Annotated in this window: 14 protein-coding genes and 1 tRNA gene; 12 read left to right on the top strand and 3 right to left on the bottom strand. The window is 61.3% G+C overall.

Features of this window, described 5'->3' with window-relative positions; genetic code table 11:
* Window positions 1–34: 34 nt before the first annotated feature.
* Complete coding sequence (gene galE, locus GKC41_RS01870) at window positions 35–1,045, bottom strand: UDP-glucose 4-epimerase GalE (protein ID WP_154312725.1); 1,011 nt, start codon at window positions 1,043–1,045, stop codon at window positions 35–37.
* 148 nt (window positions 1,046–1,193) lie between these two features.
* Here galE and trmB point away from each other — a divergent pair, with 148 nt between their 5' ends.
* The 4 genes from trmB to GKC41_RS01850 all read left to right on the top strand — a co-directional run bounded on the left by trmB (window position 1,194) and on the right by GKC41_RS01850 (window position 6,158).
* Complete coding sequence (gene trmB, locus GKC41_RS01865; protein WP_154312724.1) at window positions 1,194–2,036, top strand: tRNA (guanosine(46)-N7)-methyltransferase TrmB; 843 nt, start codon at window positions 1,194–1,196, stop codon at window positions 2,034–2,036.
* A gap of 11 nt (window positions 2,037–2,047) precedes the next feature.
* Window positions 2,048–4,069 carry an elongation factor G gene (locus tag GKC41_RS01860; RefSeq protein WP_154312723.1) on the top strand — a complete coding sequence of 674 codons (2,022 nt, stop codon included), beginning with the start codon at window positions 2,048–2,050 and terminating at the stop codon, window positions 4,067–4,069.
* Between the two features lie 112 nt (window positions 4,070–4,181).
* Complete coding sequence (locus tag GKC41_RS01855) at window positions 4,182–4,568, top strand: VOC family protein (RefSeq protein WP_154312722.1); 387 nt, start codon at window positions 4,182–4,184, stop codon at window positions 4,566–4,568.
* 57 nt (window positions 4,569–4,625) lie between these two features.
* The gene (locus tag GKC41_RS01850) at window positions 4,626–6,158 is read left to right on the top strand and encodes a xylulokinase (protein ID WP_195760118.1); all 1,533 of its coding nucleotides are present in this window, start codon (window positions 4,626–4,628) and stop codon (window positions 6,156–6,158) included.
* Between the two features lie 301 nt (window positions 6,159–6,459).
* Here the strand turns inward: GKC41_RS01850 and GKC41_RS01845 are convergent.
* Both GKC41_RS01845 and GKC41_RS01840 read right to left on the bottom strand, forming a co-directional pair.
* A tRNA-Glu gene (locus GKC41_RS01845) sits at window positions 6,460–6,531 on the bottom strand.
* 60 nt (window positions 6,532–6,591) lie between these two features.
* Window positions 6,592–7,485, bottom strand: coding sequence for a glycosyltransferase (locus GKC41_RS01840; protein WP_045935657.1), 894 nt, complete (start codon window positions 7,483–7,485; stop codon window positions 6,592–6,594).
* A gap of 90 nt (window positions 7,486–7,575) precedes the next feature.
* Here GKC41_RS01840 and GKC41_RS01835 point away from each other — a divergent pair, with 90 nt between their 5' ends.
* From GKC41_RS01835 to ftsH, 8 genes are all read left to right on the top strand, one after another.
* Window positions 7,576–9,015 (top strand): AI-2E family transporter, encoded by a 1,440-nt coding sequence (locus GKC41_RS01835; protein WP_052690779.1) that lies wholly within the window; start codon window positions 7,576–7,578, stop codon window positions 9,013–9,015.
* Window positions 9,015–10,241 (top strand): glycosyltransferase family 2 protein, encoded by a 1,227-nt coding sequence (locus GKC41_RS01830; protein ID WP_154312720.1) that lies wholly within the window; start codon window positions 9,015–9,017, stop codon window positions 10,239–10,241. The genes GKC41_RS01835 and GKC41_RS01830 overlap by 1 nt, the downstream gene beginning before the upstream one ends.
* A 34-nt stretch (window positions 10,242–10,275) precedes the next feature.
* The gene (locus GKC41_RS01825; RefSeq protein ID WP_154312719.1) at window positions 10,276–11,121 is read left to right on the top strand and encodes an ABC transporter ATP-binding protein; all 846 of its coding nucleotides are present in this window, start codon (window positions 10,276–10,278) and stop codon (window positions 11,119–11,121) included.
* A complete protein-coding gene (locus GKC41_RS01820; protein WP_154312718.1) occupies window positions 11,118–12,749 on the top strand; it encodes a hypothetical protein in 1,632 nt (543 codons plus the stop codon). Before GKC41_RS01825 ends, GKC41_RS01820 begins: the two co-directional genes overlap by 4 nt.
* An 86-nt stretch (window positions 12,750–12,835) precedes the next feature.
* Window positions 12,836–14,287, top strand: a complete 1,452-nt coding sequence (dacB, locus tag GKC41_RS01815) for a D-alanyl-D-alanine carboxypeptidase/D-alanyl-D-alanine-endopeptidase (RefSeq protein ID WP_195760117.1) — start codon at window positions 12,836–12,838, stop codon at window positions 14,285–14,287.
* Window positions 14,229–15,416, top strand: coding sequence for a tRNA lysidine(34) synthetase TilS (tilS, locus tag GKC41_RS01810; RefSeq protein WP_229281556.1), 1,188 nt, complete (start codon window positions 14,229–14,231; stop codon window positions 15,414–15,416). Before dacB ends, tilS begins: the two co-directional genes overlap by 59 nt.
* Window positions 15,403–16,005: a hypoxanthine phosphoribosyltransferase gene (gene hpt / locus GKC41_RS01805; protein ID WP_154312716.1), complete on the top strand. Its 603-nt coding sequence runs from the start codon at window positions 15,403–15,405 to the stop codon at window positions 16,003–16,005. Before tilS ends, hpt begins: the two co-directional genes overlap by 14 nt.
* Window positions 16,002–18,116, top strand: coding sequence for an ATP-dependent zinc metalloprotease FtsH (gene ftsH, locus GKC41_RS01800; protein ID WP_154312715.1), 2,115 nt, complete (start codon window positions 16,002–16,004; stop codon window positions 18,114–18,116). Before hpt ends, ftsH begins: the two co-directional genes overlap by 4 nt.
* The last annotated feature ends 52 nt before the right edge of the window (window positions 18,117–18,168 follow it).

Raw genomic sequence — 18,168 nt, 5'->3', positions numbered from 1 at the left:
CGCCGGAGGAATGCAAGCCCCGGCGCGTCGCTGCCTAGTCCTGCTGCTGCCAGCCATCCGTGTCGATGTGGTGGGCGGGGTTGGCCTGCCAGGCCTTCCAGGCTGATTCGACGATCTCCTCGACGCCGTACTTGGCATGCCAGCCCATCTCGGTGTTGATCCGGGTGGGGTCGCCGATCAGGTGCGGCGGGTCGCCAGCCCGGCGGGGCTTGATGGCCTCGGTGAAGGGCAGGCCGGTCACTTTCTTGACCTCGTCCACGATCTGGCGAACGGATGTGCCCTGGCCGGTGCCCACGTTGAAGGCGTCGTAGCGGCGCTGGTCGCGGTCCAGGTAGTCCAGGGCGGCGATGTGGGCGTCGGCCAGATCGGAGACGTGGATGTAGTCGCGCACGCAGGTGCCGTCGGGGGTGGGGTAGTCGTCGCCGAAGATGGCGGGTGCCTTGCCCTGCCGCAGCCTGTCGAAGAGCATGGGGATCAGGTTGAGGACGGCCGGGTCCTCCAGGCTGACTGGTCCGCAGCCGGCCACGTTGAAGTACCGCAGGGCGCAGAAGCGGATGCCGTAAGGCTGCTCGCAGGCCCGGGCCATCCATTCGCCGACCAGCTTGGTCTGGCCGTAGGGGTTGATGGGGACCATGGGCTGCACGTCTTCGGGGACCACGTCGACCGGGGGCTCGCCATAGGTTGCGGCCGAGCTGGAGAAGACCAGCTTCTTGGCATCGGTCTTTGCCATGGCCGACAGCACGTTGATCATGCCGTTCAGGTTCTGCTGGTAGTACCAGATGGGCTTCTCCACGGACTCGCCCACCTGCTTGCGGGCAGCGAAATGGATGACCGAGTCGACCTTGTTCTCCTTGATGATCTCAGCCAGACGCTGGTCGGCGCCCGGTGCGGACACATCGGCGCCATAAAGGCGGGCATTGCCTATCCGGCTGGGCTTGCCATAGCTGAGGTCGTCAACCACGACGACCTCCTTGTCGGCCTCCTGCAGGGCGTGGACCACATGGGCGCCGATATATCCGCAGCCACCTGTAACCAAAACTGACATCTGCATGCCTTTCCTGTCGAAACCGGACGAAAGAGCTTGTTCGGTTTTGCAATCTTTTGTTGTTTTTTGTTCTAGATTGAGTATATCACGGGCACATGTGACCGTTGTGCCCGCTCGTATCCGCTTTCTAGGATATATATGAGCTGTGATGAGTGCAGAAGAACAGGGCAAGGCTCCCATGAGATCCATCGTCTCCTATGTGAGGCGGTCCGAGAAGCTGAACGGCCGGCTGGGGAGGGCTTGGGCTCAGTATTCCTCCAGATACCTGCTCGATTTGGGCCAGGCTGAGGGCTCGTTGATGGTAGCCGAGGACCTGCGTTGCGATGCAGCAATGATCAGGTCGGTCTGGGGACGGGATGCGCCGCTGATCGTCGAGATCGGATCCGGCCAGGGGGAGAACGTCGTCGCCAGCGCGCGGGAGCATCCTGATCTGAACTACCTAGCACTGGAAGTCTATCAGCCGGGGTTGGCCCATACCATGCTGATGGCCGGTAAATCCGACCTTGATAATCTGCGGCTGGCCCAGGTCAACGCTCCAGATTTTTTGGCCCGGATGGATTCCGGACTGATCAAGGAAGTCTGGACCTTCTTCCCCGACCCCTGGCCCAAGATGAAGCACCACAAGCGTCGTCTTGTCCAGCCGGCCCTGGCTGAAGAACTGGCGAAGTGTTTGGTACCAGGCGGCATCTGGCGAATCGCAACCGACATCGAGGATTACGCCCTGCATGTGCATGAAGTGATGGATGGCAATCCGAAATTCAAAAACCTGGGCACTCTGCCGGTCAGTCTGCCCACTCAGCATGTCGGCAAGGGGACGGCTGATAAGGCCAAATCCCTGCCTCATACCATGTTCATGGAGTCGGAGCGGTTCGAAGGCAGAATCGTAACCAACTTTGAGCGCAAGGGGATTCAGGCCGGCCGGGTCATTCACGACCTGACTTATCAGGTTTCGGCAGACCGACCACAGAATGCGCATAAACGTGAAGCCTGAGGGAGGCCTCGATGGTCAAGAAAATAGTGGTGGGGATGCTGGCACATGTCGATGCCGGCAAGACCACGCTCTCGGAGGCCATGCTCTACCGGGTCGGGGAAATTCGCCGTCTGGGCAGGGTGGACCATGGCGATGCCTTTCTGGACACCAACGATCTGGAGCGTCAACGTGGCATCACCATTTTCTCCAAGCCAGCCCGGCTGACCTACCACGATGTCGATCTGACCCTCATCGATACACCCGGCCATGTGGATTTCTCGGCCGAGATGGAGCGCGTCCTGTCGGTCTTGGATTATGCTCTTCTGGTCGTCGACGCAACCGCTGGATTGGAAGGGTATGTCGATACACTTTGGCGGCTTCTGGCACGCTACGAGGTACCCACTTTCATTTTCGTCAACAAGTTGGATTCCCCTGGTGCTGATGCCGCCCGCATCCTTCAAAGCTGCAAGCAACGCTGGTCTCCGGGTTGCTTCGATTTGAGCCGTGGACTCGAGCATGGCGATATGGAGGATGTGGCCCTGCTTGATGCGGATGTCATGGATGAGTACCTCAAGACTGAGGGTATATCGGATGAGAGTCTGGCAAGGTTGGTTGCCGACCGCCGTCTCTTTCCATGCTTCCTTGGGTCTGCCCTGCGTCTGAACGGGGTCGACGCCCTCCTGGAGGGGCTGGAGCGGTACACCCTTTCGCCGGTGTACGGCAAACAGTTCGGGGCAAGAGTATTTAAAATATCGCATGATGACAAGGGTGCCAGGTTGACCTGGCTCAAGGTGACCGGTGGCGACCTGCCGGTCAAATCCTCTTTGACTACCGAACTCCGTCATGGAGATGAATCCAGCAAGACATCGGGTTCCGTTGTTAAGGCGTACGGGACAGCCGGAGATATGGGGGAAAACGGGCACGTTGAGACCAGGGAGACGGTTGATCAGCTTCGTGTATACTCGGGAGCTTCCTATACCTTGACGGACTGCGCCCAGGCTGGAAGCATCGTGGCAGCAACCGGCCTTGACCTGACACGTCCGGGGCAGGGGCTTGGGTGCGAGCGGAAGGATCTGACTCCTGTGCTGGAGCCGGTGTTGTCCTATGCAGTCGAGGCCGAAGGGGTGGACCCGCACCGCCTGTTGAGCGCCTTGTGCATCCTGGAGGATGAGGATCCCCTCTTGCATGTTGTCTGGCAGGAACGGCTCCAGGAGATTCACCTGCGTATCATGGGCCAGGTTCAGTTGGAGGTGATTCAGGAGGAGCTGGATCGACGGTTCGGCATGCAGGTCTCCTTCAGCCAGGGCGGGATCCTATACAGGGAGACCATCGCGGCCCCCGTCGAAGGAGTTGGACATTTTGAGCCCCTCCGCCACTACGCCGAAGTCCACCTGCTCCTCGAACCCACGGAGCCGGGCAGGGGCCTCAGTTTCGCGTCGACCTGCAGTTTGGACCGCCTTGACGGGAACTGGCAGCGGCTTATCATGACCCACCTGGCGGAGAAGGAGCATCTGGGCGTTCTGACGGGGTCGCCCATCACCGATATGCGCATCACCCTGCTGGACGGCCGCGGGCACATCAAGCACACCGAAGGAGGGGACTTTCGCCAGGCCACATACCGGGCCGTCCGGCAGGGGCTGATGAAGGCCCGCAATATACTGCTGGAGCCCTGGTACCATTTCAGACTCACCGTTCCCCAGGCGAATCTTGGCAGGGCCATGTCAGACATTTATCGGATGAAGGGTAACTTTGCGGAGCCACAGGCAGACGGGGATGTTGTCGAGCTGGAGGGGGATGCACCGGTATCGCAGATGCGTGATTATGCCATGGAGGTCAGTGCCTATAGCCACGGTTGCGGGCATCTGACATTTGTCTTCAACGGGTATCGTCCCTGCCAGGACCAAAATGCCGTGGTGGATTCCATCGGCTATGACCCCGAGTCCGACCTGGAGAACACCCCTGACTCGGTCTTCTGCGCCCACGGAGCAGGGTACCCGGTCAAATGGAACAAGGTGGAGGACTTCATGCACCTGCCCGGCGGCCGGTACATCTGAAGCACAGCCTTGAGGTCTGCGCTTGGTTATCCTCGGCATCGAGCGGTACGAGGGAAGGATAATTCTGGGCGGTTTGCCATTGTTGCTTGATGATTCACCTAGAATTACGGGCATGATTGATCATCTGACGCTGAAGGTCCGTGACATCCAGGCTTCCATCGATTTCTATAGCAAGGCCCTGGCGCCATTGGGGTACGTGGCCAAGGCCCACCACGAGCCCACCATTGGGTTCGGTGCAGAGGATGACGGGGCCCACTCGGACTTTTATCTGACGCCGTACGAGGAAGGAACTGGCTCACCGGTGACCCACATAGCCTTCAGGGCCGCCGATGCTGCAACGGTGGATGCCTTCCACAGGGCGGCGCTCGCTGCCGGAGGCCGTGACAATGGTGCTCCGGGGCTGCGCGATTATCATCCCAAGTACTACTCGGCTTTCGTCTTGGATCCGGACGGGAACAATGTCGAAGCTGTGGTGGACTGGTCAGGTGCCCAGGGGTAACTGCGTCAGTCCACATACGGGATCATGTCAGTATCCGGGCGGCTGGGAAAGCCTAGTATGACCGGTATGACCTATACAGCCGCATTCGACGTGGGGACCACGCAGGTCAAGGCCGTTCTTGTGGATGGCCAGGGCTCTGCAAGAGAATGCGCGTCCAGCGGTCTTCTGCCGATTGACACGGGTGACGGGCGTATCGAGCAGAATCCCGAGGATTGGCTACAGGCCTTCATCGAGGTGTCCCGTGACCTTTTGGCCAGGGCCGGGGGGAGCATCGAGCACTTCAAGAGCGACCAGGTCACCGGCATCATCATGAGTGGGCAGATGCAGGACCTGATCGCCCTGGATGCACAGGGCCAGCCCGTCGGACCAGCGATCCTGTACGCGGACGGCAGGGCCGAAGAGGAGTCTGCCGAGCTGGTTGAAGCCTATGGGGCTGAGTCCTTCCGCGCCCACGTGGGGAACCCGTGCGATGGATCCCTACCTGTAGCCAAGCTGATGTGGATGTCCAGGCATCAGCCCCACCGGTATGCGCGGGTTCGCCATGTACTCATCGATGCCAAGGATTATCTGATTTGGTGGCTGACCGGTGTCTACTGCGGCGATGTGACGGCCTGCTCGACGGCAGGTGCCATGGATCTGCGCTCGCGAACGTGGAGAAGGGACATCCTGGAGGCAGCAGGCGTGGATGCCGCGATCTTCCCGGAACTCCATTGGCCATGGGAAAGCGTTGGTACCAGCACGTCGGGCGCGTCCGCTGCCACAGGGTTTGCTCCGGGAACCACGGTCTATGCGGGTATGGGGGATGCTGGGGCGTCCACCTTGGCCGGCGGGGTGTTCCATCCTGGTCAGTTCAATATCAACCTGGGCACATCCGGGTGGATCGCCACAGTGACAGACCGGGCTGTAACTGACCGCCCTGGAATGGTCAATCTGGCCTATCTGGGTACAGACAGCATCATCAACACGGTGCCTTTCTTGAATGCCGGCAACGTGCATGCTTGGGCCGCCGGAGTCTTTGTAGGGGGCGGTCCGACCGAGGGCGACGGCGACCCCTATCGACGCATGAGGCACTTGTTGGAATCCAGCCCGGCAGGAGCGCGCGGTGTGACATGCCTGCCCTATCTGGTGGGGGAGCGCTTCCCGATGATGAATCCTTCGATCCGTGGAGCCTATGTCGGCATTTCTTCCGAGACCGAGGCCTGCGACCTTGCCCGAGCGGCGCTGGAAGGCGTGTCCTATTCGATTCGCCAGGGGCTTGACCTGATGGGCACGCCTATCGAACGCGTCACTCTGATTGGTGGTGGTGCACGTGAACCCCAGTGGTGCCAGATGCTGGCGGATATCCTTGACGCGCCCGTTCAGGTGCTTGATGATGCCCATCTCATGCCTGCAGTGGCCTTGGCCGAGCTGGTCTCTGTTGGCAAGCAGACCGGCTCGTCTTCCCGGCCCGATCTGCAGGCCTTGGAAAAGTTGGTGGAAGCGAACCTTGTTGGACGGGTCTATTTACCCGACGACGCAAACCGCCATGTGTACGATGCTGGTTACAACCGGTTCCGACGGTTATATCCGGCTTTGGATTCCCTCCGGTAAGCGCCCATCAGATGCAGTCGTCGCTCATGGCTGGCAATGATGATTCAGACTGGCCTACGGATGGCAACAGGCTTGATTGCTTTCGCATGCTCGCAGACTACACCAAGCAAAGCTACAGAAATTCAAACAAGGAAGTCGTCATTTTGCTAGGGATTTTCCCTCCAAGGCGAGTTATACGTGTGTACTATAGTGTGCACTATCTTAGCTTGATAGAGCTCTAAACGGCCCGATTTTGGTTTTTCACTGAATTTTGTACGAGCCTGCTGCGGCGATATTCCGCCATTTCCGGCTCTGTGACTTGTACCCCCGGAGAGAGTCGAACTCTCGCTGTCAGATTGAAAGTCTGGTGTCCTAACCGTTAGACGACGGGGGCGAACGTGCCCATGATACCCGCCCCCTATGGACCAGGCAAGCCTGGTGTGCCGTCCGCTGGTCAGTGGTCCTCCTGATCCAGTTCCTGGTCGCGCCGGTGGAAGAGCTCCATCTGTTCGCGGATCCAGACACGTTCCGCAGGGTTGATGTCTGCGGATTCCAGGTACTTCTGGTAAACGGGGTAGAAGGCTCGCAGGATGGGGTAGATGGCGTAGAGGGTGTGCTCGGGCTTCTGCTCCCGGGTGTGCTGCGGGTGGGCGTCGAAGGTGTTCTTGAATCGCTGCATGTAGTGGCGGAAGGATGTGAAGGAGGTGTCCATCCGGCGGGCGCTGATGCCCACGTTCATGTCCTTGCAGTAGACCGTCTTGAATCCCTGATCGATCAGGTGCAGGGAGATATCGACATCCTCGTGCATGATGTCCTCCTTGTCCCTGCAGACCTGGTTGCGTATGGCCCGCCAGGCCGTGGCTCGCAGGGCCATATTGGATCCGTAGAGCAGGTATTGCCCGTCGTCCGCCCGGTAGATGGCCCGGCGGATGGTGTTGTCGCCCTTGAGCCCGATCTTCTTGCCCGGCATGTCGTAATAAGCCACTGGCCCGGTGGCGCCCATGGCCTTGGGGTCCCGGGTGAAGATGCCGGAGACCACCTCGACCCAGTTGGGACGCAGCATGCAGTCGGCGTCGATCCGGCCCAGCACGTCGCCGGTGGCCCGGTCAAGTCCGTAATTGCGGGTGGGGATCAGCCCCTGTTCGCTGTCCTGGTGGAGGAGCTTGACATGCTGGTCAGGGTGCTGGTCGATGAATTGCTGGACGATGGAGGCCGTTGCGTCCGTGGAGTGGTTGTCGACTACCAGCACCTCCTTGGGTGCCTGGCTCTGCCTGGTGGCGTTCAGGAGGCAGTCTTCAATGCGTTCTTCCTCATTCCAGGCGGGTATGACTATGGAAACGGTCAACATACCCATTAGGATACGTGTGCCCGGATACACTGTCGGCTCAACCTGCGTCCCATGCCCCGCCATGTCAGCCATCTTGGGATAATGGAACATATGGCCAACGAGCAAAAGCAGCGCTTCGATTTCGCGACGGTCTTCCCGCCCAAGGGGGATCCGCGCCGACCTCCGGAATGGTTCGGCCGCGCCCTCCTCTACGTGGTCATAGCCGTCTTCCTGGCCTGGTTCGCCTACTCCTCCTGGTGGAAGATCGAATTCCTGGTGCTGGACGTGGTGATCGCCATCTTCGTCTCCCTGGCCATGGAGCCCCTGGTGCTCAGGCTGGTCAAGCATGGCTGGCGACGGGGAGCGGCCTCGGCGGTCACCCTGATAGGCCTGATCATTATTGTGATCGTCCTCCTGGGCATGTTCGGCAATCTGCTGGTCCAGCAGGTCATCGGCATGGCCAACGGCTTGCCGGCCCTCTATGAGCAGGTGGCGGAATTCATCGCCAGCCGCACCCCCTGGCACCTGCCGGCCATGCAGGATCTGGGCGGGGAGATCGTCAAGAACATCCAGACATCCTGGGTGACTGACTTCGCCGGGCAGGCCTTGACCACGACCGTGGGTCTGGCAGGGTCCTTCATCAATATAATGACCGTTCTGCTGGTCATCTACTACATCTCCGCTGCAGGCCCCAAGCTGCGCCGCAGCCTCTGCCAGTGGCTGGCCCCCAGGAGCCAGCGCCGCTTCCTCTTCGTCTGGACCATCGCCCAGGACCAGATCTCCAGCTTCCTGTTCAGCAGGACCATCCTGGCGCTCATCTCCGCGGCCTGTATGTCGGTCTTCCTGGTCATTCTCAAGGTGCCCTACTGGCTGCCGCTGGCCCTCTTCTGCGGGCTAGTCTCCCAGTTCGTGCCCACCATCGGCACATACATAGGCGGGGCCGTTCCCATAGTGGTGGCCTGGGGGAGCCGTGGACTGCTGATGGCTGTTATTGTGCTGGTCTACATCATCATCTACCAGCAGATCGAAAACATGATCCTGGCCCCCAAGATCTCCCAGCGGACCATGGACCTCAACCCGGCCATCGCCTTCCTCTCCGTACTGGCACTGGGCGCGGTCTTCGGCGCCCTGGGCGCCTTCCTGGCCCTGCCTCTGGCGGCCAGCTTCCAGGCCATCTTCTCGGCTTCGGTCAAGCATTACGAGCTGATCGACTCACCGCTCATGCAGGATCCCAAGCCGGTAGGCAAGTCCAAGGTGGTCGAGGGTGTCGAGGCCTTCAACGAGCACGTGGTCCAGCCGGTGGCCAGCCACGTGGGCAGCCGGTCCGCCAAAGGGAGCAGCGCCAGGGTTCGAGTGGAGGACCCTGTCATGACCATTGCCAGCCAGCTCTATCCGACATCCTCGCCGACGGCCAAGGATCTGGACGAGTCGGCTACGGTGCCCATACCCAAGTCGGCATCGGCTCCGGTAAAGCACAGGCCGCTCAAGGGTACCGAGACCGGGGACGAGGCCTCCGAGGGGGAGGACAACCCCCGCAAGGAGTGGCGCTGATGGCTCTGCTCAAAGTACTGGACGTTCTGATGCTGCTGCTGGGTGGAGTTGGCATCGTCTACCAGGCCATCTGCATCGTCATCTCCTTCGTCTCCAAGCCGGTGGTCTTTCCCGAGGCTCTCTTCGACAAGCGGTTCGCCGTCCTTATTTCCGCCCGCAACGAGGAGAACGTGGTCGGTCATCTGATCAACTCCATCAAGGAGCAGACCTATCCATTCTCCATGGTCGATATATGGCTGGTGGCCGACAACTGCACCGACAACACAGCCGGGCTGGCCAGATCCCTCGGCTGTCACGTGGTCGAGCGGCAGGACCCGGACCGGGTGGGCAAGGGCTACGCTCTGACCTTCCTGCTGGAGCAGATACTCGATCGGGGTCTTGACTCCCGTTATGATGCCTACTTCGTCTTCGACGCGGACAACATCCTGGACCGTCATTACATCGAAGAGATGAACAAGGCCTTCCAGTCCGGCTTCCGCATACTGACCAGCTACCGGAACTCGGTCAACTTCTCGGACAACTGGGTCTCCTCAGGCTCGGCCCTATGGTTCATCCGCGAATCCCGGTTCCTCAACACATCAAGGATGGTCATCGGCTCCAGTTGCCATGTGGGTGGCACCGGCTTCATGTTCTCCAGGGAGGTTATGGAGCGCAACAACGGCTGGAAGTTCCATCTGCTGACCGAGGACCTGGAGTTCACCATGGACTCGGTTCTGCATGGCGAGCGCATCGGCTATTGCGGCACCGCCATCCTCTATGACGAGCAGCCGGTCACCTTCAAGCAGAGCTGGCGACAGCGGCTGCGTTGGAGCAAGGGCTTCCTCCAGGTCTTCCGCTACTACGGGCCTGCCCTGATCTCCCGGGCCTTCCGTGAACGCGACTTCTCAGCCGTGGACCTGACCATCCTGATCTGTCCCTTGACCGTCTTGGGCCTGGTCCGCTGCTTCTTCGGCCTGCTCTTCCCGGCTCTGGGTTTTGTGACCTGGACCAGCCAGGTGACCACCCTGATCGATGGCATTGCAGCTGGGATTCTGGGCCTCCTGGCCATGATGGGCCTGGCTGCCCTGACCGTGCTGGCCGAGCGGGACAAGATCGGCGCATCCAACAAGGAGCTTTTTGCCTACTGCCTGAGCTTCCCCATCTTCATGCTCAGCTACGTGCCCATCTCCTTCCAGGCCATTTTCGCCAATCCGGGATGGAAGCCCATCGAGCACTCGGGGCATTAAGGCCGGTCATTCCTCGAATGATAGACTTAAGGCCATGTCCGATGAAGCGCAAGCAACCAGCATGACCGCCCAGACGGCGGTGGTTCCTCCGCCAGATCCGCAGGCGGCGGTTTCTATCCGTGCCCTGGTCAAGTGCTACCAGGGCCGGCCTGCTGTCAACGCCCTCTCTGTGGACATTCCCAGGGGATCCTTCTACGGGATAGTCGGCCCCAATGGTGCAGGGAAGACCACCACGCTGAACATGATGACCGGTCTCCTGGTGCCCGACTCCGGCAACGTCATGATTCTGGGCAGGGACGTGTGGTCGGATGTGGATACGGCCAAGCGGGTCATCGGTGTCATGCCCCAGGGCGATCAGATCTTCGACAGGCTGACGGGTCTGCAACTGCTGGTCTACTCGGGCATGCTTCGACGGATGCCGCGCAATGAGGCCCTGGGCCGTGCCAAGGACCTGCTGGAGGCCTTCGACCTGACTGATGCCGGCGGCAAGCGGGTCTGTGATTATTCATCGGGCATGACCAAGAAGATCTGCCTGGCTACGGCCATGATTCATTCCCCCAGGCTTCTCGTGCTGGACGAGCCCTTCGAATCGGTCGACCCGGTCTCCAGCGCCAATCTCAAGGACATTCTGGCCGAGTATGTCGATACCGGAGGGACGGTGGTCATTTCCTCCCATGTCATGGCCCTGGTGGAGCGGATGTGCACCCATGTGGCCATCATCGACCATGGTCTGGTTCGGGCTGATGGCACGGTGGCCCAGGTCGCTGCCGGCGAGGATCTGGAGGATCGCTTCCTGGAGCTTGTCGGCGGCCGTCATCAGGCTAAGCGAATCGCCTGGCTGAACGGCTCCGGGTCCGAGGAAGACCAGGAGACGCAATGAGCACGGCAGCCACCATCATCGCCATGCGTTGGTCCATGACCTGGGGCACAATCAAGCACTCCTCCTGGCAGGTGGTCGGGGCCATCATCAGCCTGCTCATGGCCATAGCCATCTGCCTGGCCTCGTGGCAGGCTGCGCTGACGCTGGGGATCTGGCTGCCCAGTGCCGGTCCGGGTGACCGGCAGCGTATGGGATCCATATTGGTTCTGTTCCTGGCCGGACTGACTCTGGGAGTGATCCTGATTCAACTGGCCTTTCTGGGCCAGGGGTCGAACCTGAGCCCTTCGCGATTCGTCCTGTACGGGATTCCTGACGGCCAGCTGCAGGTAGGCCTCTACCTGGCCGGATTGACCGGGCCTGCGGGATTGACCGGCCTTGTCTGTTTCCTGGCCCTGACAGCCATCTATGCCCGCATGGGTGTCGGAGCCGCAATCGTGGCTTTGATCGCAGCCCTGCTGGCTGTCATGGTGATGCTGGCCTTGTCCCGGGCTGTTTTGGAGCTGGTCGGTACCCTGGTGGTCTCCCGGCGCACCCGATCCGGGCTCTACCTGCTGGTCACCATGGTGATCATGCTTTTGTGCATGCTGCCCTCTCTGCTGGACAGCGGGATTACGGATGGCATGGCAGTCGACACTGACTCCCTCAAGTCCGTGGCCGACATACTGGCCTGGACACCACTGGGCGCCGCCGTCCGTCTGCCGGAGGATTTCCTTGCGGGATCGTGGTGGGTTCTGGTCGGACGTCTGTGTATGGAGCTGGTCACCCTGGCTCTCTGTTCCATGATCGGCATGCTGTGTCTGCGCCATAGCCGTTTGCATGCCGGGGCGAGGACTGAACGGTCGACTGCCCCCAAAGGGCTTGGGATGCTGGGTCGGTCCCGGGACGTTGTGGACGCCATGGCTGCGCGATTGCTGATCTATCTTCGTCAGGACCCCCGCAGACTTGTCAGCTATCCGCTTCTGCTGGTTGTGGTGATTCTGTACGCGGTAATCTTCCGTCAGATGCCCATGATGTTATGGCTGGGACCGATTTTGGGCGTCCTGATGCTGGAGATTCCCGAGGGCAACGCCTTGGCCTACGATGGGCTCGCCCTGCGCATGGAGATAGCGGCGGGGGTGAAGGGTCGTGAGGACCGGCTGTCCCGTGTCCGCAGCCATCTGATTGTAGCTCTGCCCTGCATACTCCTGCTTGGGCTGGTGACTTTGGTACTCTCCGGGGCGATGAAGGGCGGTCGAGATCTGGTCATCTCCTTGGATATGTTGGCCGCGACCATAGGATTGCTCCTGTCCGGATTGGGAGTTGCCCAGGTCTTCTCGGCCCTGCTGATTTACCCGGTACCCTCCATGGATCAGCCCTTCACCTCGCCGCAGGGACGTGCCGTTGCCCAAGGCTTCCTGCCCATGCTGCAGTTGCTGGCCAGCCTGGTGATCATGCTGCCCACCTTCCTAGTGGCATTGCTGGCCATGATCACGGGCGGGATTCTTCCGTCCTGGCTGCCTATGCCGGTCGCACTGGCCAACGGCCTGATTGTGCTTGCCATAGGCGTCGCTTTGGGGTCCCGGATCTTCGATCGTCGACAGTCGGCCATTCTGCTGACACTGGATCGCTATGCCTCTCTGCAGTCCTGAGACGGTGACAGGACCAGTACTAGGCTGATTGGATGATGCCGACCGAGCCGAACTCGGTTGGCGAACACAAGCCAGGGAGTGAGCAATTGGGTGACAGACATCAGCTGCGCATGACACGCCGTCGTCAAACCAAGCGACGCTGGCGGGTGGCCCTGGCAGCGCTTGTGGCTATCATGTTGGTCCTCGGCTATGCATGCATGGACTTGGCCGACCTGGCTCCCGGACCGCTGACCTTGGCCAAGACCAGTCATTCTTCGGCTCCCCCTGCGGTCATGATGGGCGAGCCGCCCACCCTGGTCGCAGACAAGCCTGGGTCCGCAGTGGATGCCGGTCAGGTTCAGCAGTTGGTTAACACTTTCGCCGGCACGCCGGGCCTGGGCAATGCATACTCGCTGGTCGTCCGGCAGGCTGATGGGCGCGTGCTTGCTCAGAAGAACGCCGACCAGGCGCGCCAGCCGGCCTCCACCATGAAGACCTTGACAGCAGCCGCCGCAGCATCCGTTCTGGATATGTCCTCACAACTGGATACTGAGGCGGTTCTGAATTCCTCTTCCTCCTCGCAGGCGACGCTGACCCTGCGCGGTCACGGCGATATGCTGCTGGGGGTCGGCAAGGACGATCCTCTGCACGTCAATGGCCGGGCCGGCCTGCGGACTCTGGCCGAGAAGACGGCCCAAGCCCTGCACCAGCAGGGGATCAGCCGAGTGACCCTGGCCTACCAGGACACACTCTTTGGTGACGATCGGTCGCCGAAGGGAATTGAAGCAAACAATGCTGATGGAATCTACTTCCAGGAACCTGTCGCTATGGCCGTGGATGAGGCCAGGCAGGGACGGGCCGAGCCTTTTGCCTATCCGGACGCGGGCGGGGTCTACCTGCCTAGGGTCCAAAACCCCGCAGGGGCTGCTGCAGCAGTCTTTGCCAGTCGCCTGAAGGATTCCGGGATCCAGGTGGACAATGCCCAGGGTCCTGATCGGACCGACCATGCCCAGGGCAAGGTTGTGGCCCGTATCCGCTCGGCACGGCTCAGCGAGATCATGTCGCTGATGCTGCGCAACTCCGACAACAGCCTGGCCGAGCTCTTCGGCCGTCTGACCGCCTTGGCCCTGAACATGCCCAACAGCCCGGCCGGGGCTGTGAAAGCCGTGACCAGCACGCTGAACAAGCTGGGCGTAGATACCACGGGCCTCAACATGGCCGACTGCTCGGGGCTGACCCCTGGCTCCAGCCTCAAGGTGGGCACCTTGGCGGACGTCCAGCAGCTGGCCCTGTCCGAGAAGGGGCTCACCCCCCTGGTCAAGGGTCTGTCGGTGGTGGGGCTGACCGGCACAGCAGCCAGGCGGAAAATAGACAATCAGGCTGACGGGCTGATCCGGGTCAAGACCGGCACCTTGGACCATGTGACTTCACTGGCGGGCAACGTGATTCGGCGCTCAGGCGGTGTTCTGGTCTTTGCCGTAGTCGTCAACGATCCCGAGGATGTGGCTGCTGCCCGGCACGCTGTGGACACCCTGGTCGGATCCCTGGATCGGCTCTGAGCGGGAAGCGGCCTGGATCATGGTCTATTCGGCAGAGATGAAAAAGGCGGTGGGGCTCCTGCGCTCGAACCTGGACCGGGAGGGCCTGGGTCTGCAGGATAGGCGGTTCACCCATCACGGGGTTCATCGGCCCGATTCGGATGCCCCATTGATCCTGGTGGCCTGCTCTGGAGGCCGTGATTCGCTGGCTCTGGCCTGCGTGGCCCACCTGGTGGCCGATATGACCGGGCTGCGGTGTGGGGCACTGCTGATCGATCATGGTCTGGTGCCTGATTCGGATCGTATCGCCGAACGTGCGGCTGGAACCTGCCGGGAGCTGGGAATGGATCCTGTCCGCGTCACCAGAGTGAAGGTACCCGTCACTTCGGCCGGCCCTGAGGCCGATGCCCGTGCGGCCCGCTACCAGGCCCTCTCCGAGCAGGCCCTCGGGTTGGGTGCCAGGGCCGTTCTTCTGGCGCACACCCGTGACGATCAGGCCGAAACGGTGCTGATCGGCCTGATCCGCTCCCAGGGGCTGGAGGCCATCACCGGTATGGCCCGGCGTGTGGAACGTAGAGGAATGTGCTATCTGCGTCCATTCCTGGACCTGGACCGGAAGGATACCACGGCCATTTGCCGCCAACAGGGCATCGCTTGGTGGGACGACCCCACCAACGGCGATGATCAGCCGGCTGGTTCCACGCTTCCCGAGACGCTGCCGCTGCGCTCGCGGATCCGTCATGACCTGCTGCCCGCCTTGAATCGCTTCGCAGGCCGGGACATGGTCCGCCGACTGGCCCTGGGCGCGGATATGGCCCGTCTGGATCAGGATTACCTGGATTCCCAGGTGGATGGGTTGTTCCAGCGACTGGTGGCCTGCCCTGACACGGACCAAAAGGCCGAAGGGGTGCTGGCCTGCTTGGATGCCCACGGATTGGCCGACTGCCACCCGGCCCTGCGCACCCGTCTGCTGGCCCAGGTGCTGACCAGGCTGGGCATACGGTTCACTGCCGTGCAGGTCCGGGCCCTGGATGATTTGGTCTGCCGATGGCACGGGCAGCAGGGCCCTCGCTTTCCCAGCTCCCATACAGCAATCCGTAAGGGTCAAGTCATTCTCATATGCAATGATGGAGACCATGCGCATCGCTGATATTCAATCCCATATCGACCATGAACTGGTGTCCAAGGAACGGATAGAAGAGCTGATCAACCGGACGGCCGAGCAGGTCAGCCGGGATTATCAGGGTAAGAACCCGATCATGCTGGCCGTGCTCAAGGGGGCTTTCAACACGCTCGCCGCCCTCTCACAGGCCGTCACCATACCGGTGCAGATCGAGTTCATGAGCATCTCCAGCTATCCGGCAGGCAAGACCAGCGTTTCCAGGGGGGACCTGGACATCAGGATGGATCTGGACTGCGATGTGCGCGGACGGCATATTCTGATCGTTGAGGATATTATCGATTCCGGCTACACCTTGCACTGGCTGGTCGAGCATCTCAAGGAGCGAGGAGCCGCATCGGTGGAGATCTTCACCCTGCTGGACAAGACCTCGCGACACGAGGTCGAGGTGGATGTCAAGTATCCAGGGTTCGCCATACCCGACGAATTCGTTGTGGGCTTCGGGTTGGATTACGACGAGCAGTACCGTAATCTCGACTCGATAGCCGTACTCAGGTCCGAGGAATACATGGACCCGACCCAGGAACAGGATCATCAGGATCAGGGGGAGCAGTCATGAGCTACTCGCAGGGACCGCAGCAGGGTCCGCCCAATGGAGGCAGGGACAATGGGGACAAGGGCAACAACCCCTTCAACTTCAACCTGGGCAACAACGGTTCCGGCCCCAACGGGGGCAACCGATCATTCTGGCGTTCCCCCTGGCTCTGGGGGATTCTGGCCGTGGTCATCATCCTGGCCATTTTCGGCTTCTTCAGCAGCCAGAACGGCGCCCAGACCATCGACACCCAGGATGGCCTGGAGCTGCTGAACGACCGCAGCAGCATGGTCAAGAAGGCCGAGATCACCGAGAAGATGCAGGTCGTCGAGCTCAAGCTCAACAGCGACTTTGTCAAGGATGTACCCGGCTTCCGCGGCAACCGCACCTCCAAGAACTTCGGCAAGGACGTGCAGTTCTACTACGTGGAGGCCCAGGGGGAGCAGGTTGTCAAGGCCGTCGAAAAGGCCAAGCCCTCCGAGGGGTACAACTCGGTGGTGCCGCAGACCAGCATGATGAGCTACCTGATCTCCTCCATCCTGCCCATGCTGATCATTCTGGGGGTCTTCTGGTTCCTGCTCTCGCGCATGTCCTCGGCGGCCGGCGGCGGCATGTTCGGCATGGGGGGCAAAAAGAACTCCGCCAAGCTCAGCGACGGGCAGACCCCCAAGACCAAGTTCTCGGACGTGGCCGGCGAGGAGGCCGCAGTCCAGGAGGTGGAGGAGATCAAGGAGTTCCTCAAGGATCCCTCCAAGTACAAGGCCCTGGGCGCCCGCATACCCCGTGGCGTCCTGCTCTATGGTCCCCCCGGAACCGGCAAGACACTGCTGGCCAGGGCCATCGCCGGTGAGGCCAGCGTGCCCTTCTACTCCATGGCAGGATCAGACTTTGTCGAGATGTTCGTCGGTCTGGGCGCCTCCCGAGTGCGCGACCTGTTCGACGAGGCCAAGAAGAATGCGCCGGCCATCATCTTCATCGACGAGATCGATGCAGTGGGCGGCAAGCGCGGCTCCGGCATGAGTGGCGGCCACGATGAGCGCGAGCAGACCCTGAACCAGCTGCTGGTCGAGATGGACGGCTTCGACAACGACACCAACCTGATCATCATTGCAGCCACCAACCGCCCGGACATCCTGGACCCGGCCCTGCTCAGGCCCGGCCGGTTCGACCGGCAGGTGGCCGTGGAGGCCCCGGACCTGGAGGGCCGCGAGGCCATCCTCAAGGTCCACGCCAAGGGCAAGCCCTTCGTGCCGGATGTGGATCTGCACACTGTGGCCGTGCGTACGCCTGGCTTCACCGGCGCCGACCTGGCCAATGTGCTTAACGAGGCGGCTCTGTTGACCGCTCGCTCGGATGCCCAGCTGATCGACAACCGGGCTATCGACGAGGCCATCGACCGTGTGCTGAGCGGACCTCGGCGGCGGACCAAGGGCATGGCCCTGGCTGAGATGCGCAACACCGCCTACCACGAGGGCGGCCACGCCATGGTTGCTGCGGCCCTGCACCACACCGACCCGGTCACCAAGGTGACCATTCTGCCGCGTGGACGGGCCCTGGGTTACACCGCGGTCATGCCTACCACAGACCGCTACTCGCAGTCCCGCAACGAGCTGCTGGACCAGATGGCCTACGCCATGGGTGGCCGGGTGGCGGAAGAGGTGGTCTTCCATGACCCGACCACCGGCGCCTCTAACGACATCGAGAAGGCCACCAGCATCGCCCGGCAGATGGTCCTGCAGTATGGATTCTCATCCAAGCTGGGGGCCATCAAGTGGGCTGATGAGAACGACCAGGATGCCGGACTCGATGCCCTGAAGCCCCACAACTATTCGGAGAAAACCGCCGAGGCCATCGATGAGGAAGTCCACAATCTCATCGAGACGGCCCACCAAGAGGCCTGGCAGATCATCACCGAGAACCGTGACGTGCTGGACGAGCTCGTTCGACAGCTCCTGGTCAAAGAGACCCTGAACAAGGACGAGTTGGCTGCGGTCTTCGCTGGCCTGCGCAAGGCTCCCGAGCGTCAGCTCTGGCTGTCTGCGCCGGATCGGCCGGATTCCGAGCAGCCCCCGGTGGAGATCCCCGAGGAGCTCAGGCGCAGCGTGAACGGGTCGTCCACAGAGGACCAGCACTGAATTCCGGATTGGCCCGGTGAAGTAAATGGTCCAGGACCAAGTGGCAGTGGAT

Source organism: Bifidobacterium asteroides (genome assembly GCF_009683175.1).
GTDB lineage: Bacteria > Actinomycetota > Actinomycetes > Actinomycetales > Bifidobacteriaceae > Bombiscardovia > Bombiscardovia asteroides_H.
Note: the sequence above shows the minus strand (reverse complement) of the source record. Positions and strands in the feature narration are given on the sequence as shown.